This is a genomic window from Kitasatospora sp. NPDC101235 (assembly GCF_044767505.1).
Classification (GTDB): domain Bacteria; phylum Actinomycetota; class Actinomycetes; order Streptomycetales; family Streptomycetaceae; genus Kitasatospora.
On record NZ_JBIWNZ010000013.1, the window covers coordinates 111,578 to 135,186 of the forward strand.

Below are 23,609 nucleotides of genomic sequence, written 5' to 3' on the forward strand. Positions count from 1 at the left end.
GCACCGCGCCCGGGCGCCCCGCGCGCCCGGCCCCCCCCCCCCCCCGCCCCCCCCCCGGTGTTTTGGTTTGGCGCGCCCCCCCCCCCCCCCCCCCCCCCGGGGGGCCCCCCCCCCCGGGGGGGCGCCCCCCCCGCTTCCCTTCCTCCTCGGTCCTAGATCAGCCCGCGCCGCATCGCGTACCCCACCGCGTGTGCCCGGTTGCGCAGCCCCAGTCGGGTGATGATCTCGTGCAGCACGTTCTTGACGGTGCGTTCGGAATACGACGTCTTGGCGGCGATCTCGCTGGTGTCGAAGCCCTCCGCCACCAGCTTCAGCATCTCCGCCTCCCGGGCCGTCAACGTCGAGAGGGTCAGACCCCGCCCGTCAAGCATGGTGCGCTGGAGCATCCCGATCCGGTCGAGCAGCTCACCCAACAGGTCTCCCGGCATCACCCCCTCGCCGTTGGCGAGCGCCGTGATCAGGTGCACCAGCCGGTCCTGGTCGGCCTCCGAGCGCCGCAGCACGGCGGCGACCCCGCACTCCACTATGGTCTGCAGCCCGCCGGCCTCGAAGTGCCCCACCACCAGGCCTATCCGGCCCGAGGTGGCGAGCCGCAGCCGGCGCAGGTGCTCGGTCACCGTCTCGGTCAGCGCGTCGACCACCAGCAGGGAGACCTCCGCCCGTCCGGCCTCGCTCTCGCTCAGCAGCTCCACCTCGGGCCGCTGGCGCAGTTGCTGGACCACGCCGGTCTGCAGGATGAGGTCCTCCGCGTACACCGCCACCCGCACGCCCCGCCTGCCGCGCAACTGCTCGGGGACGCGCGGCCCGGCAGCACTGCCGGGCCGCGGCGCCACCCGGGTCCGACGGTTGGTGACGGCTTCCTCACGGGTTGTATCGGTCGACGTCATCGAACTACTCCATTCTCTGGTCCTGCGAGGGTGACGGCCGGCCGCCGCGAGGCGGGGCCGGCCGGGGGAATGTGGGGGCGGGTCACGCGGAGCCGGGCCAGGCTCGCGACCACACCGGGCGGGGTCTTCGTTCGGTCCGTTCGGGCAAGGGGCGTGCCCCTAGCTTGCCCGTACGGCCCTCTCCCTCGGCGCCGTACGGCCCTACCGTCACGCTATGACCACATCCGCCGAACTCGGCCTGCCAGCAATCACGGTGGCCCCCGGTGGCGTGGCCACCACGACCCTGACGGTACGTAATGATCTCGACATCGTTGAGGCTTACACGTTCGAGGCGGTCGGCGACTGCGCCGCGTGGACGACGGTCGAGCCGGCCCGGGTCTCGCTCTTCCCGGGGACCTCCGAGACGGTGACGGTCCGGCTGGCTCCGCCGCGCTCCCCCGCCACCCGGGCCGGCGAGTTCCCGCTCGGCATCCGGGTGCTGCCGGCCGAGCGCCCCGATCTGGTGACGGTCCCCGAGACCACGGTCACCGTGACGCCGTTCCACGAACTGCGGGCCGCACTCGCACCGCGCCGTCGCCGCGGCTGGCTGCGCGGACGCTACCGGGCCTCGGTGCGCAATCTCGGGAACGCTCCCACCGGTGTGACGTTCACTCCCGGGCAGGCGGGCGAGGACCTGCGGTTCCGGGTCACCCCGGAGAAGCTGCGGCTGGAGCCCGGCGAGTCCGGGGAGGTGCGGGTGCAGGCGCGCACCCGCAAGCTGATCTGGTTCGGCAAACCGGCGACCTGGCCGTTCGAGGTGACGGTGGGCCCGGAGGAGCGGGCGGACGGCAGGGACGGAAAGAACGGCAAGGACGGCGACAAGGCGGCGGAAGGCAAGCCCGAGACCGCTCCGGAGGCCGCGCCGACACCTACCCAGAAGCCCGTCCTGGAAGGCGAGTTCCTCCAGCTGCCGATCTTCCCCAAGTGGCTGCTCGCGCTCCTGGCGGCGCTGATCGCGCTGCTGCTGGCCTGGTTCGCCCTGGTCCGCCCGGCGGTGCGCAGCTCCGCGAAGCAGGCCGCCGAGCAGGCCGTCGCCCAGCAGAGCGCCACCCCGACACCGCCTGCCGGTGCTCCGGTCGGCGACGCGTCGGGCGCCCCCTCCAACGGCAACACGCCCGGCGGCCAGACCAAGCCGGGCGCCGGGAAGCCGACCGCCGGCCCGGGCAGTCAGGGCGGCCCCGGCGTGGGCCCGGCGGTGCCGGGGACCGGGCAGCAGTTCTCCGAAACGATCGACGTGCAGACCGCGAACGGCGCCGCCGGGACGGGCAGTTACCCGGTGCCGCACGGCAAGGTCCTCGACATCACCGACATCGTGGTCGCCAACTTCCAGGGCGACCAAGGCGTGGTGACCATCACGGCCGGCAACAAGACGATCACCACCATCGCCTTGGAGACCTTCCGCAACCAGGACTACCACTGGGTGACTCCCATCCAGGTCCCCGAGGACCAGGCCGTGACGGCGAACGTGACCTGCGAGGCGCCGGGCACTCCGGCCTCGGGCAAGCAGGCGGCCGCGTGCCACGAACTCCTCAACATCAGCGGGACGTTGAGCGACATCCGGCCGGGGAACTGAACGTTTCCGGCCCGTCCGTCTCCGGATTCCCCCTCCTCCCGCATCTCCCCTCACATCTCGTGACCATGTCAACACCCGACGGACACTGTTGCATCGTGCACCCGTACGGACAAAGCCGACCCGCCCGCAACGCGCCGCGGTCTGTCCTTCCGGGGCAACCGGCCTGGTCCTGCGGGGCAACCGGTCCGCCCCTTCGGGCGATGCGGTGTGCCCCGGGAACGCCGAACGCCGGCCCCGCCCGTTCGAGGGCGAGGCCGGCGTTCGGCGTGATCCCGTTCGGCGTGATCCCGTTCGGCGTGACCGCCGTCGGCGGCCGCCGGATCAGAACCAGTGCAGGCAGTGCGGGGAGCGCTCGGCATGGAACAGGGCGTCGGCGAGGACGGCCGCGCCGGGGCGGTGGGCGCGGATGTGCCCGGCCCGGACGAGTGCGCTCGGGGCGGTGCCGCCGAGGTAGACCGCACCCAGGTCCCGCACGTCCAGGGACAGATCGGGCTCGCGCTCCGTCGGGACGCACTCGGCCTTCCCGTCCCGGACGGTCAGCAGGTACCGGTGGTGCTCGCCGAGGAACGGGTCGTCGACGTCCAGGACGAGCTCGCCGTCCGTGAACCAGGCGCGCGAGGTCATCGCGCGCGGCACGTCCAGCAGCCGCACCCACAGCCAGTCGGTGTGGTTGCTCAGCTGGCCCGCGTTGAAGTCCGCGAGCTGCCAGCGCAGCGGGTGGTCGGGCGGGTAGTGGCGGAACGCGACCTGGGCGACCAGGTCGTGGCCGAGCACGAACCGGGCCAGGTCGGTGTAGCCGGCGTCGTCGACGGCGATGGTCTCGTCCACCGTCAGGGTGTCGTCGCCGATCCAGTAGCTGGCGTACCCGTCCGGGGTGCCGTCGGCGTCCCGGTGGACGGCGACGTAACGCGGCGTCGGGGCGATCGGGACCTGCCCCGCGCCCAGCTGCCACCAGCGGCGCGGCCGGGACAGCGCGCCGGGCTGGACCCGGCGGTAGCGGTCGTAGACCTCCTCCACGGTCTCCCCGCACTCAGCCCGCCGCAGCAGTTCGACCGAGCCGCTCGCCGACGCTCCGGCCCCCTGCGCCCTGGGAGCGGCGAAGGCGGCCTGGTGGCGCTGCACCGTGAGTCGCTGGGTGTACGTCGCCGGTCCGTAGCCGAACCGGCCGTAGATCCCGGCCTCGGAGGCCAGCAGCACGGAGAGGAACTCCCCCCGGGCCCGCAGATCGGCGAGCTGACGCCGCATCATTGCGGTGAGTATGCCCTGGCGACGGTGGGTGGGCAGGACGCCGACGGCCGTCACCCCGGCGACCGGGACGACGACCCGGCCGGGCAGGGTGAGCTCGAAGGTGTGCGCACCGGCGGTGCCGACGGGCCGTCCGTCCGCCGTCACGGCGAGCAGATTGCGGTCCATCTCGGTCGCCGCCCACCAGACTCCGCCGCCGTTCGCGTCCGGGGCATCCGGGAAGCGCCCCAGCGCGGCATGGAAGGTGTCGACGAAGGTGCCGAGGTCCTGGTCGGTCGTGGAACGGATCTCCATGTGGTGCTGTTGCCTCCCCGCAATACCGGCGCCACCCGTTGTGGCGCTCCCCGAAGTGCAGCGTTACCGCGCGGGCCGGTCAACCGAATTACCGGCGGGCGGGCTTCCGGAGCGAAACGCTGCACAAAGGCTGCGAGTGGTCTCGCCGTTCCGAAACGCTGCACAGTGCCGGTGTGACCACGCGAGCCCACCCGCCCCTCGCCGCCGTGCCCGCTACGGCGCCCGCCGCCGCGCCCGTCCCGGTGCCGGCCGCGGAGTTGGGCGCCCTGGTCGCGGCGGTGGCCCGGGGCGACCGGGCGGCGTACGCGGGGCTGTACCGGGCCGTGGCGGCCCCGGTGTACGGGATCGCGCTGCGGACGCTGCGCAGCCCCGCCCACTCCGAGGAGGTGGCCCAGGAGGTGCTGCTGGAGGTCTGGCGCACCGCCGCCTACCGGCCGGCCCGTGGAACGGTCATGGCCTGGGTGCTCACCATCGCCCACCGCCGGGCGGTGGACCGGGCCAGGGCGGCGCGCGCCGCCGCCGACCGCGAACTTCGGGCGGCCCTGCGGGAACAGCCGGGCCGTCGCCGGCCGCCGGGTCGTCGCCGGCCGCCGGCCACGGCCCGAGCGGCGGCCGCACGCTGCGGATGGGCGCGGTCCGCCCCGAGTGCCGCGGCCTGGCCCAGGCCGCCGTCCGCCTGGACTCCCCCGAGGTCGCCCGGATCCTGCGGGAGGCGGTGGATGCGCTCGGGATCGTCGCCGCCTGGACGGAGGTCATGATGCCCGCGCTGCGCGCGACCGGACGCAAGTGGGCCTCCTTCGGCGAGCAGTACGTCGAGGTCGAGCACCTGCTGTCCTGGCACGTGTCCACCGCCCTGCGCGCCGCGGCCGTACGGCCCACCAGGGCCCGGCCCGCGCCGCCCGTCCTGCTGGCCGCGATGCCCGACGAGCAGCACAGCCTGGCCCTGGAGGCGGCCGCGGCGGGCCTGGACGAACGGGCGCTGCCCTTCCGGATGCTGGGCGCGGCCGTCCCGCCCGGGGCGCTGCTGGACGCGGTGCACCGGATCGGCCCGGGCGCCGTGGTGCTCTGGTCGCAGTTCCCGCTCACCGCCGACCACGAGCTGGTCCGGCGGGTGGCCGACTCCACGTGGGGCCCGCGCGGTTCCCGCGGCCGGGCGCTGGTCCTGGCCACCGGCCCCGGCTGGGGCCGCTCCGGCCTCCCGGACGGCACCGCGGGCCCGCGGACCCTGGCGAAAGCGCTCGACCTCCTGGAGCGGACCGTCACCGCGTGAGCCGGGCCATCGGCCGGCTACCCCGGTCGAGTGAACCGGAGCCCGGAGACAGTCACCCGATCGAGTGGTGGCGGGCACCCCCCGCCCGTCGGGAGCGCCGCCGACACCGAGCCGGGTCCCCGAAGGCCGCAAGCGTTACATTGAAGCGGAGAGGGGAGAGGGACGTCGCTCCCGAACGGGGTGGCTGATGAGCTCGATCACCGACTGGCTGAGCGGCCTGTCCGGCCCGGTCGTGTACGCGGTCGTCGGGGCCCTCGTGTTCGCCGAGGACGCCCTCTTCTTCGGCTTCGTCATCCCCGGCGAGACCGCCGCAGTCCTCGGCGGGTTCCTCGCCAACCAGGGCAAGGTCTCCATCGGCTGGCTCGTCCTGGTCGTGGTCGGCGCCGCCGTTCTCGGCGACTCCACCGGCTTCGAGATCGGCCGCCGGATCGGCCCGAAGATCCTCGACACCCGCCCCATGCGGCGCCATGCGGACCGGATCGGCCAGGCCCAGGACCTGATTCGCCGACGCGGGCCGGCCGCCGTCTTCTTCGGCCGGTTCGTCGCCTTCTTCCGCGCCATGATGCCCGCCCTGGCCGGCACCTCCCGTATGCCGTACCCCCGCTTCCTGCTGTTCAACGCGCTCGGCGGCCTCATCTGGGGCGCCGGGTTCACCCTCCTCGGCTACTTCGCCGGAGCCGCCTACACCCAGGTCGAGGGCGCTGTCGGCCGTGCCCTCGCCCTCCTGATCGCCGCGTTCGTCGTCATCACCCTGGTCGTCTGGCGCCTGCGCCGACGCAGGTCCGAGGCTCGCACCCCGCCCCGGGACGACCGGGACGGCCAAGGCGACCGGGACGACCGGAAGAAGAAGCCCTGACGCCGCACCGCCGGGAGCGGGACCCCGTCGCCGTTTCCCCGATGCCGGGAGCCCGCGGTTCTCGGGCAACCGCCGAGCGCCGACGGTCACCGGTCCGAGTGGAGGTGGGCCACGGTCACCGCGTGGCGAGGTGACGGGCGCCGGTGGCGTCGCCCGTCGCGTCCGGCAGCGCGGCTTCCGGCCCGGGGTTACGGTCGAGAGGCCGACGGCCGCCGGAACCGGCGCCGTGCCGGGCCGCCCGACCTCGTCCACCCGGTTCGGAACCGGACATTCGGGGCAGCCGCCCGGTAACCCCGAAGCCCAGGACCCGGAAAGGGGAACGAGCCATGACCACACCCGACGACCACGGAACGCAGCCGGACCAGCCGACACAGGAACGGTCCGCCGAGGAACGCGCGATCACGGCCCCGACCCCGCGCGATGTCCGGGCGAAGGCCGAGGGCCGGGTCGGGGCCCGGGAGCGCTCCGCCGAGGAACGCTCCATCACGGCGCCCACCCCGGCCGATGTCCGGAAGAAGGCGGAGCCGGACGACGACGAGGAACCCGAGCCGCCCGCGGCGGACGCCGTGGCGCCGTAGGCCCCGTCTGCACCGCCGGAGGGATCGAGAACTCCCAGGTCGCCGTCCACCTCGCCCTCGTGAACCGGCGATCCGGACCGCTGCCGGGGCGCGGGCGTCCCGGCAGCGGCAGTGTGCGCGACCGGGCCGGACCTTGCGGGACCGACGGCCGTCCGGAGCAATCCGCCGCGCGGCTGGCTCCGAAGACCGGGTGCGGAGCATCCGCGCACCCGACGGCACCACCTGCGAGGCCCCACCCGTGACCGTATCGATCGCCCTGTTCACCCAGGACCTGCGGCTGCACGACAACCCCGTGCTGCACGCCGCCAGGACCGCGGCCGACCAGGTCGTCCCGCTGTTCGTCCTGGACCCCGCCGTCGAGGGCGCCGGGTTCGCCGCGCCCAACCGGCAGGCGTTCCTGGCCGACTGCCTCGCCGACCTGGACGCCGCACTGCGCCGGACCGGCTCCCGGCTGATCGTGCGCCGCGGCGAGCCCGCCGAGCAGACGGCCCGGGTCGCCGCCCGGGCCGGTGCCGCCACCGTGCACGTCGCCGCGGGCGTCAGTGCCTTCGCGCACCGGCGGGAGGCGCGGCTGCGCGAGCACTTCGGCGACCGCCTGCACGTCCACGACGCCTCGCTGACCGTGGTCCCGGCGGGCCGGATCACCCCGGCCGGCCGGGACCACTACGCGGTCTTCACCCCGTACCACCACGCCTGGCAGCTGGCGCCCCGCCGCACGGTGCTGGGCGCACCCCGGGCGATCGACACCCCGAGCGGCCTCGGCAGCGACAACCTGCTCCACACCGGGCCGCTCTCCCCGGCCCTGCCATCCGGGGGCGAGACCGCCGCGCGCGAACGGTGGCGGCGCTGGGACGTCGACGCGTACGCGCAGGTCCACGACGACCTCGCCGCCGACGCCACCTCCCGGCTCTCCCCGTACCTGCACTTCGGCTGCCTGTCCCCCACCGAACTCGTCGAGCGCGCCCTGCGGCACGGCGGCGAGGGGGCGCAGGCCTTCGTCCGGCAGCTCGCCTGGCGCGACTTCCACCACCAGGTCCTCGCCGCCCGCCCGGACGCCGCGCACCGCGACTACCGGGCCAGGGACGACCACTGGCACCGGGACGAGCGCGAGGCCGAGGCCTGGCGGCAGGGCCGTACCGGCTACCCGATCGTCGACGCCGGGATGCGCCAGCTCGCCGAGGAGGGCTGGATGCACAACCGGGCCCGTCTGCTGACGGCGGGCTTCCTCGCGAAGAACCTGTACCTGGACTGGCGGATCGGCGCCGCGCACTTCCTGTCGCTGCTGGTCGACGGGGACCTCGCCAACAACCAGCTCAACTGGCAGTGGGTCGCGGGCACCGGCACGGACACCCGCCCCAACCGGGTGCTCAACCCGCTGCGCCAGGCCGACCGGTACGACCCGGACGGGGCGTACGTGCGCCGCTGGGTGCCCGAACTCGCCCACCTGCCCGGGCCCGCCGTACACCGACCCTGGCAGCTCGCCCCCGACTACCCGGCCCCGCTCATCGCCCCGGACGCCCTCACGGACCGGTTCCGCCGTGCCCGCGGCAATCCCGTCGACTCCGTGCGGTGACACTGCGTGAGCCCGTCGGGCGGCTGACGTCCGGTTGACAGGACTCTCGACGATGAAGCTACGTTGAGTGTCTAACCCGTCGCATCCTGTGATCGCCCCTGCCTGCAACCGAGGAGCCCGAGCGTGACCACGACCCCCACCCGCCCCACCGCCGTACCGTCCATCGAGCAGCTGCCCCAGCCGAAGCTGCGTACGAACACCGACATCCAGGGCAACATCCTGGCGGCGTTCAACAAGGACTTCACGGACTTCCGCTACCTGCACTTCCCGGACGCCACCAAGGGCCGCGGCTGGCTCTCCGCGATCCTCAACACCGTCGCGACGACCAGCGAGACCGAGGACTTCAACGAGCAGTTCTCGCTGGCCCGCCGGGCCTTCGGCCGCGACCCCGCCATCACGGCCGTCCGCTGCGGCGTCTCGCTCACCTTCGAGGGCCTGGTGACGGTCGCCAACAAGCCCGATCAGGTCAAGAAGGACCTCAGCACCTTCACGTCGTTCTGCGCGGGCGCGGTCGCGCGGGCCAAGGAGCTCGGGGACACCGAGGAGAGCGACCCCAAGCACTGGCTGTTCGGCGCCGGGACCGGCGACAAGGTCGTGCACGCGGTCCTCATCGTCGCCGCGGACACCGAGGAGCTGCTGAAGGAGAAGCTGAAGAACCTCGATGCGGTCGAGAACACCCACCAGGTCACACGCGTCCACGTGGACCAGGGCCGCACCCTGTCGGGCTCGCTGAAGGGACACGAGCACTTCGGCTACAAGGACGGCATCTCCCAGCCCGGCGTGAAGGACTTCCACCGGGAGAACCCGGAGAACAAGGGCTTCCGCGACAACCACGCCGGAACCGAGCTGATCGAACCCGGCGAGTTCGTCTTCGGCCACAAGAGCGAGAAGGGCGACCGGAAGGCGCCCGAGTGGATGAAGAACGGTTCGCTCCAGGTGGTGCGCCGACTGCACCAGGACGTTGCGGGCTGGAACAAGGCCGTGGTGGACGGCGTCAAGCAGTTCACCGGGACCATGGACGCCCCCCGGCTCGGCGCCTGCCTGGTCGGCCGCGCGAAGGACGGCACACCGCTCGCCCCGCCGGTCGGCGCCGTGACCGGTCTCGGCTCCGACCGCAACGACTTCGACTACGAGAACGACCCCATCGGCCAGCACACCCCCTGGATCGCCCACATCCGCCGCACCCATCCGCGCGCCTTCGCCGGCGTCGTCGACGACAAGCCGAAGAGCCACCGCCTGATGCGCAGGGGCATCCCGTACGGCCCGGAGTTCAAGGGCGGCGCGGACGACGGCAAGGACCGCGGGCTGATGTTCGTCTGTTACGGCACATCACTGGAGGAGCAGTTCGAGCTGGTCCAACAGCACTGGTCCAACAACCCCGGGTTCACCCCCGGAGACCCGAAGGCCCCCAACGTCCCCAACGGCTTCGACAAGGTCATCGGCCTCGCCGGCAAGGCCGGGATCGGACTCGCGGACGGCACCCACGGCACGGTCGACATGAAGCGTTTCGTCCGCACCACGGGCGCGCTCTACGCCTTCACCCCGTCGATCACCACGCTGCGTCTCCTCGCCGAGGGCAAGGACCTCCCCAACAAGCCGGTCGGCTCCTGACCGGCCGGCGCACTGAGGAGACACCATGGAGAACCCCCTCATCGAAGGCACCGCCGGTGACCGCGCCCGCTGGCAGACCTGTCGGCAGCTGGCGCGCGAGTTGCTGCTGGTCGGTCCGGACGGCAAGGACCTGAAGCTGCGCTACCTCGACGTCCTGATCAAGGACGGCATCCCGGAGACGGGCGAGCCCAAGGACGTGCTGATCGTCGGCGCGGGCATCGCGGGCCTGGTCGCCGGGAAGCTGCTCAAGGACGCCGGACACAACGTCACCATCCTGGAGGCCAACGCCAGCCGGGTGGGCGGGCGGATCAAGACCTTCCGTTCCACCGACGACGAGGTCGACGGACCGTTCTACGACCCGGATCAGTACGCGGAAGCCGGGGCCATGCGGCTGCCCAGCTTCCACCCGCTCATCCTCGCGCTGGTCGACCGTCTCGGCCTGCGCCGGCAGCTGTTCTTCAACGTCGACGTCGATCCGGACACCGGCAACCAGAACGCGCCAGTCCCACCGGTGGTCTACGAGTCCTTCGAACCCGGCAAGGTCTGGAAGTACGGCGCGGACAGCCCGGAGTTCCGCGAACCGGTCAAGCGCTTCAACTCCTGGATCCGCACCAACCGGATCCAGGCCCGCCGCGAGGAGTACGCCGCCGACCCGAGCTGCGTCAACGAGGGCTTCCACCTCACCGGCGACGAGGTGCGGATCACTGCCGCCGACCTGGTCAACCGGGCCCTGGAGCCGATCCGCGACTACTACTCGGTGATCAAGGACGGCAAGCGGGTGAACAAGCCGTTCGCCGAGTGGCTGGACGGCTGGACCCGGGTGATCCACGAATTCGACGGCTACTCGATGGGCCGCTTCCTGCGCGAGTACGCGGGCTTCAGCGACGAGGCCATCGAGGCGATCGGCACGATCGAGAACATGACCTCGCGGCTGCACCTGGCCTTCTTCCACACCTTCCTGGGCCGCAGCGACATCAACCCGAACGCCACCTACTGGGAGATCGCGGGCGGCAGCTGGAAGCTGCCCGACGCGCTCGCCGAGGAGCTCCGGGAGGAGCTGCGGATGGGCGAGCGGATGATCCGGATGGAGTACTGGGACCCGCACCGGGACGGCGGGGGAGGCCGCAACGTCGGCCCGAACGGGCCGCAGGTCGCCGTTCTGACCGTCCCCGAGCACGACCCGGAGGCCGAACCCGAAGTCTGGAAGGGCGACTTCGCGATCGTCACGGTCCCCTTCTCCGCCATGCGGTTCGTCCAGGTGACGCCCCCGTTCTCGTACAAGAAGCGCCGGGCGATCATCGAGACCCACTACGACCAGGCCACCAAGGTGCTGCTGGAGTTCTCCCGCCGCTGGTGGGAGTTCACCGAGGCGGACTGGAAGGTGGAACTCGAATCCATCGCACCCGGCCTGTACGAGTACTACCAACGGGCCGGCGAGGAGGACGCCGAGGCGGCCGTGGCCGCCGCCCACAACGGCCACCGGCCGCCGCGCAACCTGCCGGAGATGCTGCTCGGCGCGCACGCGAGCGTGGACGAACGACGGATCAGCCAGGCCCAGCGGGAGGTCTACCAGCACACCGCGCTGCTGCGGGCGAGCGTGCGCCCCGCCACCAACTGCTTCGGCGGCGGTTCGACCACCGACAACCCGAACCGCTTCATGTACTACCCCTCGCACCCGGTGCCGGACAGCGACGGCGGCGGCGTGGTGCTGGCCAGCTACAGCTGGTCGGACGACGCGGTGCGCTGGGACTCCATGGAGGACTACGAGCGCTACGTCCACGCACTGCGCAACCTCCAGTCGGTGCACGGCCGGCGGATCGAGGTGTTCTACACCGGCTACGGGAAGACCCAGAGCTGGCTGCGCGACCCGTACGCCTTCGGTGAGGCGGCGGTGTACACCCCGCACCAGATGACCAGCTTCCACCTCGACGTGGTCAAGCCGGAGGGCCCGGTGCACTTCGCCGGCGAGCACGTCTCGCTCAAGCACGCCTGGATCGAGGGCGCGGTGGAGACCGCCGTCCGGGCCGCCATCGCCGTGCACGAGGCGCCCCCGCCGCCGCCTCCGGCTCAACCGGAGATCCGGCCCGAGGTGCAGGCCCGCAGGGAAAGCCGGAAGGAGGCGCTGAGCCGATGAGCGGCGACGACGAGTGGACGGTGGCCCGCTACCTGGCCACCAGGCTTGAGCAGTTGGGGATCCGGCACCTGTTCGGGGTGCCGGGGGACTTCCTCGGCCCGTTCCTGACGATCATGCAGGCCACGACCAAGGTGCGCTGGATCGGCACCCCGACCGAGATGGGCGGCGGCTACGCCGCGGACGCCTACGCCCGGGTGCGGACCGCCGACGCCGACCCGGACAAGCGCGAACAGGGCGTCGGAGCCGTTGCGGTGACGTACGGGGTGGGCGCGTTCAGCCTGCTCAACACCATCGGCGGCGCGTACGTCGAGGACGTACCGCTGATCGCGATCAACGCGGCGCCGTCCTACGAGCAATGGCTCAACTACCAGGCGGTCGGCCTGCTCACCTCGCACATGAGCCCGCGCCGGGAGAGCAACCTCGACGTCTACCGGCAGGTCACGGTGGACGCACAGGTGCTCTCCAACCCGGGACTCGCGCCCTCGCAGATCGACAGCGCGATCACCGCGTGCCTGACCGAGCGCAAGCCGGTCTACCTGGAGGTCATGGAGGACCTCTGGCACGCGCCCTGCGAGCCTCCGAAGGGTGAACTCCGCGCTCACGAGCGGACGTTCACCAAGCGGAACAAGGACATGCTGGAGAAGGCCGTCACGGCGGCGGTGGAGCTGATCAGGAAATTCGGCACACCGATCGTCTGGGCCGGCGAGGAACTGGTCCGCCTGCGGCTGGAGAACGAGCTGCTGGAGTTCGTGCAGTCCACCCGGATGCAGTTCTGCACCACGGTCGGCGCGAAGTCCGTGGTGTCCGAACGGCACCCGCTGTTCGCCGGCGTCTACAACGGCAAGGCGAGCCTGCCGGAGATCCGGAAGACCTTCAAGAACGCGGGGTGCCGGATCGGCCTGGGAACCTGGTCCACGTCCAAGAACCTCGGCGGCGAGCAGTCCATCGGCGACGACTGGATCGTGGCGGCACGCGACGGAGTCAGCGTCGGCGCCACGTACTTCCCCGAAGTGCAACTCGGCCGTTTCATCACCGCGTTGAGCAAAGCCCTGGCGGGACAGACCTTCCCGGCCGACCACTTCGCGCTGGCGCACGCGGCGGGCCTGGACGTCCCGGCCAGCACGGCCGCCTTCCTGGACTCGCTGAGCACCGACCAGTACCCGCCGGAGCTGACCTACGACAGCTTCTTCCAGCACATCAACCACTTCCTGGAGCACCAGGCCGCCGGCGGGGACCAACAGGCCGCCTCGCCGTTCACGGTGGTCTCGGACGCGGCGTTCGCGCTGCTCGGCTCGATGAACCTGCGGATCACCGAGCGGGCCGGCTTCCTGGCGCAGAACAGCTGGCTGTCCATCGGCTACTCCGTCGGCGCGGCCACCGGCGTGGCGCTGGGCCGGCAGCAGCCGATGAAGCGCCCGATGGTGTTCGTCGGGGACGGCTCGTTCCAGGAGATCTGCCAGGAGCTGTCCACCCAGGTACGTCACCACCTGCGGCCGGTGGTCTTCGTCCTGGACAACGAGGGTTTCTACGGCATCGAGCAGATGCTGGTCAGCCCCTGCTACTACAAGGAGAAGCCGTCCGACGGGGCCGACTTCTACAACGTGCTGCACCCGTGGCGCTACGAGAAGCTGGCCGAGGTCTTCGGCACGGACAAGGACCGGATGCACGGGTACGAGCTCACCACCCACGCCGAGCTCGACTCACTCCTGCTGGACATCGCCGATGCCGGCAACGACATCAACCACGCGCCGATCCTGGCGCGCGTCCGGCTCAGCCGGCACGACTACCCGAAGGCGCTCCAGTACAAGATCGACGAGAGCTGCAAGTAGCCGCCCCGAGTCCACCGGCCCTCGTCCCCGACGAGGGCCGGTGCGTGCTCGGTGCCGGCTGCCGGACCTCGGGCCGAGCCGCATCGGCGACTGCGTGACCGGCCCGGCAGAAGACCGGCCGGGGCCGGGTCACCGGCCGGCGGCCGGCCCGTTGGCATCCTCGGCGTGCTCGTGCCCGGTGTCCCGGACGACGACGACCGGGCAGGAGGCGTGCTGGACGCAGTGCTGGCTGACCGAGCCGAGCAGCGCCCCGGCGAAGCCCCCGTGGCCGCGGTTTCCGAGCACCAGGAGTTCGGCACCGTCGGCGACCTTCAACAGGACCTGGGCGGCGTTGCCGTACTCCACCCGCTCGCGCACCTCGACCGGGCACTGCGGGCCCGTCTCCTGCGCGACGGCCTCGGCGAGCGCCTTGCCGGCGTACCCGGCGACCTCCGCGTCGACCACGGCCACACCCCAGTCGTAGATGGCCGGGTACTCCCAGGTGATCACCGCCTCGACCGTGGCGCCGACCAGGGTGGCCTGCCGCACCGCCCACCGCAGGGCGGCGCGCGAGGACACCGATCCGTCGACGCCCACCACGATCCGCCGCTGTGCCGCCGTCTCGTTCATGTTCCCTTCCTCTTCTCTCGGATTGTGGATCGCGGGCCGGGCCTCAGCCGCGCAGGTCGAAGACCAGGCGGGCGGAGACCTTGCCGCTCAGGACCTCGTCGAAGCAGGCGTTCACGTCCTCGAGTCGGCGGGTCTCGCGGATCACCCGGGTGCGGCCGAGGGCGTGCAGGCGGAAGACCTCGGCGAGGTCCTCGCGGGTGCCGACGATCGAGCCGATCACCTTGGTGCCGTTCAGCACCGTCTCGAAGACGGGCAGTTCGAGCTTGCCGCCGGCCGGGAGGGCGACCAGGACGAGGGTGCCGCCGCGGCGCAGGGCGCCGTAGGCGGCCTGGAAGGAGGTGTTGCTGACGGCGAGGGCGATCGCGGCGTGGGCTCCGCCGAGGGCCTGGACCTCGGTGGCGACGTCCTGGGTGCGGGCGTCGATGACGTGGTCGGCGCCGAGGTCGCGGGCGAGGGCGAGTTTGTCGTCGGTGACGTCGACGGCGATGGTCTCGGCGCCGCAGATCCGGGCGTACTGGAGGGCGAGGTGGCCGAGGCCGCCGATGCCGGAGATCAGGACCCGGGTGCCGGGGCGGGCGCCGGAGACCTTGAGGGCCTTGTAGGTGGTGACGCCGGCGCAGGACAGCGGTGCGGCGTCCATCGGGTCGATGCCGTCGGGGACGGGGACGACGTAGTCGCCGTGCGCGAGCGCGTACTGGGCGTAGGCGCCGTCCACCGAGTAGCCGCTGTTGTGCTGCTGGAGGCAGAGCGTCTCCCAGCCGCAGACGCACTGGTCGCAGCGTCCGCAGGCGTCCGCGAGCCAGGGGATGGCGACCCGCTCGCCCACCCGCACGTGCCGGACCAGGTCACCGGCCGCCTCGACGATGCCGACGCCCTCGTGCCCGGGGACGAACGGCGGGCTGGGCCGGACCGGCCAGTCGCCGTGGGCCGCGTGGATGTCGGTGTGGCACAGGCCGGAGGCCTCGATCCGGACCCGGACCTGGTGCGCGGCCGGCTCGGGTACCGGACGGTCCTCGACGACCAGCGGAGCGGTGAAATCGTGGACGACGGCGGCCTTCATGATGGTCCTGCCCTTCTGGCGGTGGCGGAGCGGCGGTTCCGGTGTCCACCGGTACCGCGTTGCCTTCATCCCACCGCCTCGGCCCGGCGTCCGCTGGGGCCGGGAGGTACACCCGTCCAAGGCCGAAGGTCCCCGCTTGCCGTGGTCAGCCGATGCGGACGGCTCCGAGGGGCGTGTTCCCGTCAGGGCGTCTGGACCGAGGCACCCAGCCGGTAGTCGTGTGCGGAGAACGCGGCTGCGACGGCGAAGCGGTCCGCGCGGACGAGCGTCTGGCGCCATTCGATCAGGCGCCCGCCGGTGTCGTGGCCGAGCCGGTCGATCGCGAGCAGCGCGGTGGTCTCGGGGCAGTCGAGCAGGATGCGCTCCCCCTGGCCGGGGACGACGGCGCGGATGCGTTCCCAGCCGCCGCAGATGCGGCTGCCGCAGTGGCGTTCGAGTTCGTCGTAGAGCGAGGTGTGGGTGAAGTCGACGTCCAGCAGCGGGTGGGCCACGTCTGCGGGCAGCCAGATCCGGTCGACGGCCAGTGGTTCCTCGTCGGCCAGGCGGATGCGTTCGAGGTAGACGAGCGGCGTGGACTCCTCGAGTCCCAGTCGGGCGGCGATGACGCCGTCGGCGCGCCGGTCGAGCGCGCGCACGATGCTGCGCTGGACGGCGCCGACCTCCTCGACGGCGCGGAAGAGGCTGTACGCCTCGCCGACGTCCTGCTCCAGTGGGCGGCTCGCGGTGAACCTGGAGGCCTTGCCGCGCTGTGCGGTGACGAGGCCTTCTTCACGGAGCTTGCGGAGGGCCTCGCGGACCGTGTGCCGGCTGACCTGGTACTCGGCGACGAGGTCGTGCTCGCCGGGGAAGACGTCGCGGAACTCGCCCCCGTCCAGCCGGCGCAGCAGGTCGGCGCGCAGCTGCGCCCAGAGCGGATTGCCCGTGGATCGGGTGAGGGGCCTGGGGCCGGGCTCGGAGGTCACGGCGCCGTCCTGGGGGTCAGGGGTCGGATGGGTGGTGCGGGACACGGAGTGAATGTTCGTACCTTCGGGGGGATAGCACAAAATCGGCGCCCGCCGGTCGAGGCGGGCGCCGACGGGTGGCGACCGCTGCCCGGGCGGGGGTGTCCCGGGCAGCGGTTGCGGGGGCCGTCAGGCGATGACGCCGATCAGCATGAAGGCGGCCACCGCGAGCAGGACGACGGCGAAGGCCCGCTGCAGGGCGGTGCCGGTGAGCTTGGCCGCCAGTCGCTTGCCGTCCCACGCACCGAGGACGGCGGCGCCCACGAACGGCCCGAAGACCGCCGGGTCGAGGGATATGCCCGTGACCGTCAGGCGGGTGGCGAGCGAGACGACGGAGTTGACGAGGATGACCACCAGGCTGGTACCGACGGCCTTGCGCATCGGCAGCCGGAGCACGGACACCAGCGCGGGCACCGCGAGGAAGCCGCCGCCGACTCCCAGCAGCCCGGTCACCGCCCCCAGGCCGGCTCCGGCCGCGACGGTGCCCAGGGGCCCGTTCCTGCCGGCCGGCTGCGCGGGCGGACCGACGGCGGCGCCGCCGTCCCCGGTCGGCGCGCGCTGCGCGGTTCGGGTGCCGCGCAGCATCGCCGCGGCGGCCAGTGCGGCCAGGACGGCGAACGCGGAGGTCAGCACCGACTGCGGGATGCGGTGGGCGAGCACGGACGTCCCGATGGCGGGGAGCACGCCCGCCGCGGCGAACAGTGAGCCGGTCCGCCAGCTGATGTTGCCGGTGCCGGCGTGGCGGACGAGCGCGGTGACGGAGGTGGCGGTGACGATGACCAGGCTGGTGGTCCCGGCCTCGGAGGGCGCGACCCCCAGCAGGTACACCAGGGCCGGGACCGCGAGCACTCCCCCGCCACCGCCCAGCGCGCCGAGGGCCACGCCGACCACGGCTCCGCAGAGCAGAGCGGTGATCAGGACGCTCACGCCGTGACGCCGTCCGGGGCCTGGTCGGCGGGGTGCGCGACCTCGCCGTGCCATGCGGCGAAGCCGCCGCGCAGGTCGATGGCCTCGAAGCCGCGGGCGCGCAGCACGGACGCGGCCACCGAGGAGCGGTTGCCGCCCGCGCAGATCACGGTCAGCGGCTGCTCGGTCGGCAGTTCGCTCAGGCGGGCGAGCAGTTCGGGCAGCGGGATGAGCCGGGCGCCGGGGATGGTGCCCTTGTCCCGCACCTCGCCCGGGCCGCGCACGTCCAGCAGCTCGAAGTCGCGCGCGGGCTCCGCGAGTTGGCAGGCGAGGGTATCGGCGTCCACCCGCGCGGTGGCGGTCAGGTGCGCAGCGCCGAGAGCATCCACCGGGGCGGCCAGGGCACCCAGGACGCGGTCGAAGCCGATCCGGGCCAGGCGGGTCCGGGCCTCGGTCGCGGTGTCCGGGTCGCCGCACAGGATGATCGCGTCCTGGGCGTCGAGCACCTGGCCGGCGAGTTCGGCGAACCGGCCACCGAGGGGGATGTTGACCGCGCCGTGCGGGTGGGCGGCGGCGAACGCCTCCGGATCCCGGGTGTCCAGCACGGTGGCGCCGCCCGCCCGGGCCTGGAGGAACGCCTCCGGGGTGAGCGGGGAGACGGGGGTGTCCTCGTCCAGGACCGGACGGGCCTGGCGGTTGCGCACCGAGGTGAACGCGAAGTAGGCGGGCGCGGCGGGCTGGCCTTCGGTCACGACGGAGACGAACTCGTCCTCGGTCATGTCGGCCAGGGCGTAGTTGCCACGGCGCTGGTTGCCGATCGTGCAGCTCAGCTCGGTGGAGAGGTTCTTGCCGCAGGCCGAGCCGGCTCCGTGCGCCGGGTAGACGCGCGTGTCGTCGGGGAGGGTGAGCAGGGCGCGGGTGGAGTGGTAGAGGGAGCGGGCCATCTCCTCGGCGGACCGGCCGCGCGAGCTGAGCAGGTCGGGGCGGCCGACGTCGCCGATGAACAGCGTGTCGCCGGTGAGCACGCCGAACGGGATGGCGTCGCCGGCGTGTTCGCGCACGACGACGCAGATCGACTCCGGGGTGTGGCCGGGGGTGTGCAGGATCTCCAGGTCGACCCCGCCGAGGCTGAGGTGCTCGCCGTCGCCCAGGGGGTCGGTGTCGAAGTCGAGTGCGGCGGCGGAGCCGTAGGAGATGCGCGCGCCGGTGCGCTCGGCCAGCTCCAGGTGGCCGGAGAGGAAGTCCGCGTGGATGTGGGTCTCGATGACCCGCTCGATGGTCAGACCGTGCTGGTCGGCGGTGGTGATGTAGTCGTGGATGTCGCGCTGGGGGTCGACCACGACGGCCCGGCCGGTGGTGCGGTCACCGACGAGGTACGAGGCGTGGGAGAGGCAGTCGAGGTAGAACTGCACGAACACCAGTGGTCCGGCGGGCTTCGTCATCGCAAGCTCCTGAGGATGGACGGTGGGTGCGCCCTGTGGCCTTGAGGACGGGGCGCTGGACGGGGGAGGTCGCACGGCCGCGCGCCGTGGGCGCGAGGCGGCGACGGTGCAGGGGGCCTGGGCGGTGGATTGCGCGGGGAATCCGGGGTGCGCCCTGTGGGGGTCAGGCGAGCCCGCGGAGCATGAGGTTCCAGTAGAGGAACGGCAGACCGTGCCGCTTGAGGTACCACATGTCGGTGCGCTCGCGGATGGTGTTGATCACCGGGATCGACGGGGTGGGCCGACCGCTGTAGTCGAACTCGGCGAGCAGCATCTTGTTGCGGGCGGTGGTCAGCGGGCAGGAGGCGTAGCCGTGGTAGGCGGCCCTGGGTTCCCGGCCCTTGATGGTGGCGAGGAGGTTCTCGACGAGCACGGGCGCCTGCTTGCGCACAGCGGCGCCGGTCTTGGAGTTCGGGGATGATCCGGCGTCACCGAGCGCCCACACGTTGGGGTGGCGGACGTGCCGCATGGTGTGCTTGTCGATCTCGACGTAGCCGGCCGGGTCGTCGGCACCGGCGAGCGGGCTGCGCTTGACCCAGTCCGGGGCGCTCTGCGGCGGCACCAGGTGAGCGACGTCGTACGGCAGGGTCGTCCTGCCCCCGGTCCCCAGGTCGGTGACGACCACCTCGCGGGCGTCGGGACGGACCTCGGTGACCTCGCTCCCGTAGTGCACCTTGATGCCGTACCGGCGCACCACGTCGTCGAGTACGCGGGCGAACTCCGGGACGCCGAAGATGGCGGCGCCGGGGATCACCAGGTGGACGTCGATCTTGCCGAGCACGCCTTCCCGGCGCCAGTAGTCGGCGGCCAGGTAGGCGATCTTCTGCGGGGCGCCGCCACACTTGATGGCACCGGTCGGCATGCTGAACACCGCGCTGCCGGAGCGGGTCTCGCGGATGAAGCGCCAGGTCGCGGGGGCGTGCTGCGGCAGGTAGTTGCTGGACAGCCCGTCCCTGCCGAGCCCGGCCTCCAGGCCCGGCACGCGGTCCCAGTCCAGCTGGATGCCGGGGCAGACCACGAGGTGGTCGTAGGAGACGATGCCGCCGTCGTCGAGCGTCACCTCCCGGGCCTCGGGATCGACGGCGACCGCGGCGCGGCGGATCCACTCCACGCCCTTCGGCATGACGGACGCCTGCGGCCGGATGCTCTCCGCCAGGGGCGCCCGCCCGCCGCCGACCAGCGTCCACAACGGCTGGTAGTAGTGGCGGTCGCTCGGATCGAGCACCGCGACGTCCCGCTCGCCGGCGCGGCGGAGCCGGGCCGCGACCGAGATCCCCGCGGTCCCGCCGCCGATGATCACGATCCGGTGATGCTTGGTTATCAAAGGGGGCCTCCCTGGCCAAATGTACGGACATTAATCTAGGCATCAGCCACCCCGACTGCAAGCTTTTGTCCGTACATTTGCCTCGGTGGCACGACGCCGCCGGGACGCCGCCGGTGGGGCACGCGAGCAGCTGACACCACCGCCACGCCGGCCAGGCGTTAGCATCCACACAGTTGCGGCCGCACGGCCCGGAGCGCACGGAAAGGCGGAGATCGCCATGGGAGTCGAGATTCAGGTCGAGCCCCTGGGGGACCACGAGCACCTGGTCCGGGTCCGCGAGGGCGCCGCCGAGGCCGAGGCCCGGATCCGGGTCACCGACGGCGTCCTCGACCTGCCGCAGATCGCCGGCGCCGACGAAACCAGGATCGTCCACGAGACGGTGGCCTTCCTCGTCGAGCGCCAGCCCGTGATCGACATCCCGCCGATGATCGACCTCGACGACCTCGCGGACGCCTACGGCACCGGCTACCTGAACGACCTCAGCCGCCGCCTCACCGCACGGTAGGCCCCGGGCGAACGGCGACCAGCGGCCACCGGCCCGGCGCGGGACACCGCCTGCGGTGCTCGCACCGGAAAACCGCGCCGGTCGCGCGCGGCGCCCCGCCGTCGCTCATCGGACGGACTGCTCGGCCCAGATGATCTTCCCCCGTGCGGTGTAGCGGGTGCCCCAGCGGTCGGTGAGCTGGGCGACCAGGAACAGGCCGCGCCCGCCCTCGTCCTCGTCCGCCGCGTACCGCAGGTGCGGCGAGGTGCTGCTGCCGTCGGAGACCTCGCAGATCAGGCTGTGGTCGTAGAACAGGCGCAGCCGGATCGGGGTACGGCCGTAGCGGATGGCGTTGGTGACCAGCTCGCTGAGGACCAGTTCGGTGGTGAACACCGCGTCGTCCAGACCCCAGCGGGTCAGCTGCTCCGCCGCGCCGGCCCGCACGTCCGCGACGACCGCGGGATCGGCCGGCAGGTCCCATTCGGCGATCCGGTCGGCGGCCAGCCGACGGGTGCGGGCGACGAGCAGGACGACGTCGTCGCCGCGCCGGTCCGGCCGCAGCGCGTCCAGGACGGCATCGCAGGTCTCACGGGGCGTGCGGCCGGCCTCGCCGAGGGTGTCGGTCAGTGCGGAGAGCCGGTCCGGCGGGCCTTCCCCACCGTCCTTGACCAGCCCGTCGGTGTACAGCACCAGCCTGCTGCCCTCGGGAAGCGTCAACTCCTCGGTCCGGAACGGCAGACCGCCCAGCCCGAGCGGTGGACCGGCGGGCAGCTCGGGGTACTCGACGGTGCCGTCCGGGTGGACGAGGACGGGCAGCGGGTGCCCGGCGCGGGCCAGGGTGCAGGTGCCCCTGGTGGGGTCGTAGACCGCGTACAGGCAGGTGGCACCGGTGACCGGCGCTTCGCCGTCCGCCTCCTCGTCAATGAGGGTGACCAACTCGTCGAGGTGGCCGAGGATTTCGTCCGGCGACAGGTCGAGGGTCGAGAAGTTGCGGACGGCCGTGCGCAGCCGTCCCATCGTGGCGGCCGCGTGCAGGCCGTGGCCGACGACGTCGCCGACGACGAGCGCGACACGGGCGCCGGGCAGCGGGATGACGTCGTACCAGTCTCCGCCGACGCCGGTCCGCGCGGGCAGGTAGCGGGCGTCGACGTCGAGGGCGTCCTGTGCGGGGGTGGCGCTCGGCAGCAGGCTGCGTTGCAGGGCGACGGCGACGGCGTGTTCGCGGGTGAAGCGGCGGGCGTTGTCGATGCAGACGGCGGCGCGGGCGGCCAGTTCTCCGGCGAGTGACAGGTCGTCCTGGTCGAACGGCCCGCTCTCGTGCAGCCGCCACAGGTTCGCGATGCCGAGCAGCACGCCGCGGGCCTTCAGCGGGACGGTGATGAGCGAGAGGAGCCCGTGTTCCAGGGTCTCCCGGGTACGCTTCTGGGTTCGCCAGCCGACGTCGGCGGCCAGGTCGGGGACCAGGACGGGCCGACCGCTGACGAAGCCGACCGCGGGCGGGGTGGGGGCCGGGAAGCGGATCAGTTCGCCGGGGCGGTAGAGCGGGGAGTCGTCCGGGGCACCGCTGCGCGCGACCCGGCGCAGCTCGACCGGCTCCCCCGGAGCGGGCGGCGGCGGTTCCTCTCCGCGCAGGACAGGGTCGGCGAGGTCCACGGAGGCGTAGTCGGCGAGGCCGGCCGTGGCCAGCTCGGCGAGCTCCCGCGCCGTGGTGGAGACGTCGAGGGTGGTGCCGACGGCCGTGCCCGCCCGGTACAGCAGGCGCAGCCGGTCCTGCGCGATCTCGGCCCGGCCGGCCAGGGTGCGCAGTTCGGTGGAGTCCCGCAGGGTGGTGACGCTTCCGGCGCCGGCGAGGCGGACGTTCGCGGCCAGCAGCCGCTGCCCGGCGGGGAGCATCCGGTCGCTGACGGCCCGGTGGGCGAGCAGGAGCCCTGCCGTCCGGTCGTCGAGGCCGAGCTCGGCGACCGGACGGCCCTCGACGCCGGGCGGCAGGTCGAGCAGGCGGCGTGCCTCGTCGTTGGCCAGCAGCAGCCGGCCGTCCTCGCCAACGATGACGACGCCCTCGCGGACGGCGTGCAGCACCGCGTCGTGGTGCTCGTACATCCTGGTCACCTCGGCCGGGCCGAGCCCGTGGGTCTGCCGTCGCAGCCGACGGGCGGCGAACCCCGTACCCGCCACGGCCAGCGCGAGCGCGGCGACGCCGGCCCCGATGATGACCGGCAGCTCCTGGCCGATCAGGCTGTCGGCACGGCTGAGGGGCAGGCCGGCGGACACCGCGCCGACGACCGCGCCGCCCGCGTCCGCCACGGGGACGACCGCCTGCTCATCCTCGCCGAACGGGCCGTCGGCGGTCTCGACGACGACCCGGCCGGCGAGGGCCGGGGCGATGGAGCCGACGAAGGGCTTCCCGATCTCGTCTGGCAGCGGATTGGTGTACCGGACGCCGTCGCGGTTCATGACGACGATGAAGTCGAGGCCGGCCGGGCCCCGGGCTGCCTCGGTCAGCGGTTGGAGCGTCGCCGTCGGGTCGGGCGCCTGGAGCGCGGCCACCAGGCCGGGGGCGTGCGCGAAAGCCTCGGCGGCGGCGAGCGACCGGGCCCGCACCTCCTGCCGCCGACTGGCGCGGGCCTGCAACACCAGTGCGACCACCGCCGCCGTGACCAGCAGGACGACGATCAGCACCTGCACCAGGAACACCTGGCCGGCGACGCTACCGATCGTCGCCCGAACACCGGGGAGGCGGCCCGGCCGGCCGTCGCCGTGGTCCCGATGGTGATTCAGGTTCTGTCGCATCCCCATGTCTTACCGCCCGGGCCCGCACCGCACCGCCCACCACACCGGCACCCGTCCCGGCTGGA

General features: G+C 72.8%; 19 protein-coding genes. 10 read left to right on the forward strand and 9 right to left on the reverse strand.

All coding sequences use genetic code 11. The annotated features are described in order from the left end of the window. Positions 1-152: 152 nt before the first annotated feature. On the reverse strand, positions 153-887 hold the full coding sequence (locus ACIRRH_RS22470; RefSeq protein WP_403070142.1) for a LuxR C-terminal-related transcriptional regulator: 735 nt from the start codon (positions 885-887) through the stop codon (positions 153-155). Between the two features lie 214 nt (positions 888-1,101). Between ACIRRH_RS22470 and ACIRRH_RS22475 the strand changes: the two genes are divergently transcribed. Further along, positions 1,102-2,499, forward strand: a complete 1,398-nt coding sequence (locus tag ACIRRH_RS22475) for a hydrolytic protein (RefSeq protein WP_403070145.1) — start codon at positions 1,102-1,104, stop codon at positions 2,497-2,499. 321 nt (positions 2,500-2,820) lie between these two features. Here ACIRRH_RS22475 and ACIRRH_RS22480 read toward each other — a convergent pair whose 3' ends face one another. Further along, positions 2,821-4,038 carry a GNAT family N-acetyltransferase gene (locus ACIRRH_RS22480; protein WP_403070148.1) on the reverse strand — a complete coding sequence of 406 codons (1,218 nt, stop codon included), beginning with the start codon at positions 4,036-4,038 and terminating at the stop codon, positions 2,821-2,823. A gap of 206 nt (positions 4,039-4,244) precedes the next feature. Between ACIRRH_RS22480 and ACIRRH_RS22485 the strand changes: the two genes are divergently transcribed. The 8 genes from ACIRRH_RS22485 to ACIRRH_RS22520 all read left to right on the forward strand — a co-directional run bounded on the left by ACIRRH_RS22485 (position 4,245) and on the right by ACIRRH_RS22520 (position 13,889). Continuing rightward, positions 4,245-4,796, forward strand: coding sequence for a sigma factor (locus ACIRRH_RS22485; RefSeq protein WP_403070468.1), 552 nt, complete (start codon positions 4,245-4,247; stop codon positions 4,794-4,796). Beyond that, positions 4,742-5,308: a hypothetical protein gene (locus ACIRRH_RS22490; RefSeq protein WP_403070471.1), complete on the forward strand. Its 567-nt coding sequence runs from the start codon at positions 4,742-4,744 to the stop codon at positions 5,306-5,308. The genes ACIRRH_RS22485 and ACIRRH_RS22490 overlap by 55 nt, the downstream gene beginning before the upstream one ends. Positions 5,309-5,495: 187 nt before the next feature. Further along, positions 5,496-6,164 (forward strand): DedA family protein, encoded by a 669-nt coding sequence (locus ACIRRH_RS22495; protein WP_403070151.1) that lies wholly within the window; start codon positions 5,496-5,498, stop codon positions 6,162-6,164. 326 nt (positions 6,165-6,490) lie between these two features. Continuing rightward, entirely contained in the window at positions 6,491-6,742 is a 252-nt protein-coding gene (locus ACIRRH_RS22500; protein WP_403070154.1) for a hypothetical protein, read from the forward strand. Positions 6,743-6,980: 238 nt separating this feature from the next. After that, a complete protein-coding gene (locus ACIRRH_RS22505) occupies positions 6,981-8,315 on the forward strand; it encodes a cryptochrome/photolyase family protein (protein WP_403070157.1) in 1,335 nt (444 codons plus the stop codon). Between the two features lie 123 nt (positions 8,316-8,438). Further along, the gene (locus ACIRRH_RS22510; RefSeq protein WP_403070160.1) at positions 8,439-9,926 is read left to right on the forward strand and encodes a Dyp-type peroxidase; all 1,488 of its coding nucleotides are present in this window, start codon (positions 8,439-8,441) and stop codon (positions 9,924-9,926) included. 25 nt (positions 9,927-9,951) lie between these two features. Beyond that, on the forward strand, positions 9,952-12,060 hold the full coding sequence (locus tag ACIRRH_RS22515; RefSeq protein WP_403070163.1) for a flavin monoamine oxidase family protein: 2,109 nt from the start codon (positions 9,952-9,954) through the stop codon (positions 12,058-12,060). Further along, positions 12,057-13,889, forward strand: a complete 1,833-nt coding sequence (locus ACIRRH_RS22520) for an alpha-keto acid decarboxylase family protein (protein ID WP_403070165.1) — start codon at positions 12,057-12,059, stop codon at positions 13,887-13,889. Before ACIRRH_RS22515 ends, ACIRRH_RS22520 begins: the two co-directional genes overlap by 4 nt. Before the next feature lie 129 nt (positions 13,890-14,018). On the opposite strand, the gene ACIRRH_RS22525 is transcribed toward ACIRRH_RS22520, so the two are convergent. The 6 genes from ACIRRH_RS22525 to ACIRRH_RS22550 all read right to left on the reverse strand — a co-directional run bounded on the left by ACIRRH_RS22525 (position 14,019) and on the right by ACIRRH_RS22550 (position 20,270). Then, the gene (locus tag ACIRRH_RS22525) at positions 14,019-14,498 is read right to left on the reverse strand and encodes a universal stress protein (RefSeq protein ID WP_403070168.1); all 480 of its coding nucleotides are present in this window, start codon (positions 14,496-14,498) and stop codon (positions 14,019-14,021) included. A gap of 43 nt (positions 14,499-14,541) precedes the next feature. Next, positions 14,542-15,558 carry an alcohol dehydrogenase AdhP gene (gene adhP, locus ACIRRH_RS22530; RefSeq protein WP_403070473.1) on the reverse strand — a complete coding sequence of 339 codons (1,017 nt, stop codon included), beginning with the start codon at positions 15,556-15,558 and terminating at the stop codon, positions 14,542-14,544. 182 nt (positions 15,559-15,740) lie between these two features. Then, positions 15,741-16,565 (reverse strand): GntR family transcriptional regulator, encoded by an 825-nt coding sequence (locus ACIRRH_RS22535; RefSeq protein WP_403070171.1) that lies wholly within the window; start codon positions 16,563-16,565, stop codon positions 15,741-15,743. A 123-nt stretch (positions 16,566-16,688) separates the two neighbouring features. Next, complete coding sequence (locus tag ACIRRH_RS22540) at positions 16,689-17,486, reverse strand: sulfite exporter TauE/SafE family protein (protein ID WP_403070174.1); 798 nt, start codon at positions 17,484-17,486, stop codon at positions 16,689-16,691. After that, positions 17,483-18,907, reverse strand: a complete 1,425-nt coding sequence (locus ACIRRH_RS22545; RefSeq protein ID WP_403070177.1) for a rhodanese-like domain-containing protein — start codon at positions 18,905-18,907, stop codon at positions 17,483-17,485. The genes ACIRRH_RS22540 and ACIRRH_RS22545 overlap by 4 nt, the downstream gene beginning before the upstream one ends. A gap of 163 nt (positions 18,908-19,070) precedes the next feature. Beyond that, complete coding sequence (locus ACIRRH_RS22550) at positions 19,071-20,270, reverse strand: FAD-dependent oxidoreductase (protein ID WP_403070180.1); 1,200 nt, start codon at positions 20,268-20,270, stop codon at positions 19,071-19,073. Between the two features lie 217 nt (positions 20,271-20,487). On the opposite strand from ACIRRH_RS22550, the gene ACIRRH_RS22555 reads away from it, so the two are divergent. Further along, the gene (locus ACIRRH_RS22555; protein ID WP_403070183.1) at positions 20,488-20,775 is read left to right on the forward strand and encodes a hypothetical protein; all 288 of its coding nucleotides are present in this window, start codon (positions 20,488-20,490) and stop codon (positions 20,773-20,775) included. A gap of 105 nt (positions 20,776-20,880) precedes the next feature. On the opposite strand, the gene ACIRRH_RS22560 is transcribed toward ACIRRH_RS22555, so the two are convergent. Continuing rightward, positions 20,881-23,550 carry a SpoIIE family protein phosphatase gene (locus ACIRRH_RS22560; protein ID WP_403070185.1) on the reverse strand — a complete coding sequence of 890 codons (2,670 nt, stop codon included), beginning with the start codon at positions 23,548-23,550 and terminating at the stop codon, positions 20,881-20,883. Positions 23,551-23,609: the final 59 nt, after the last annotated feature.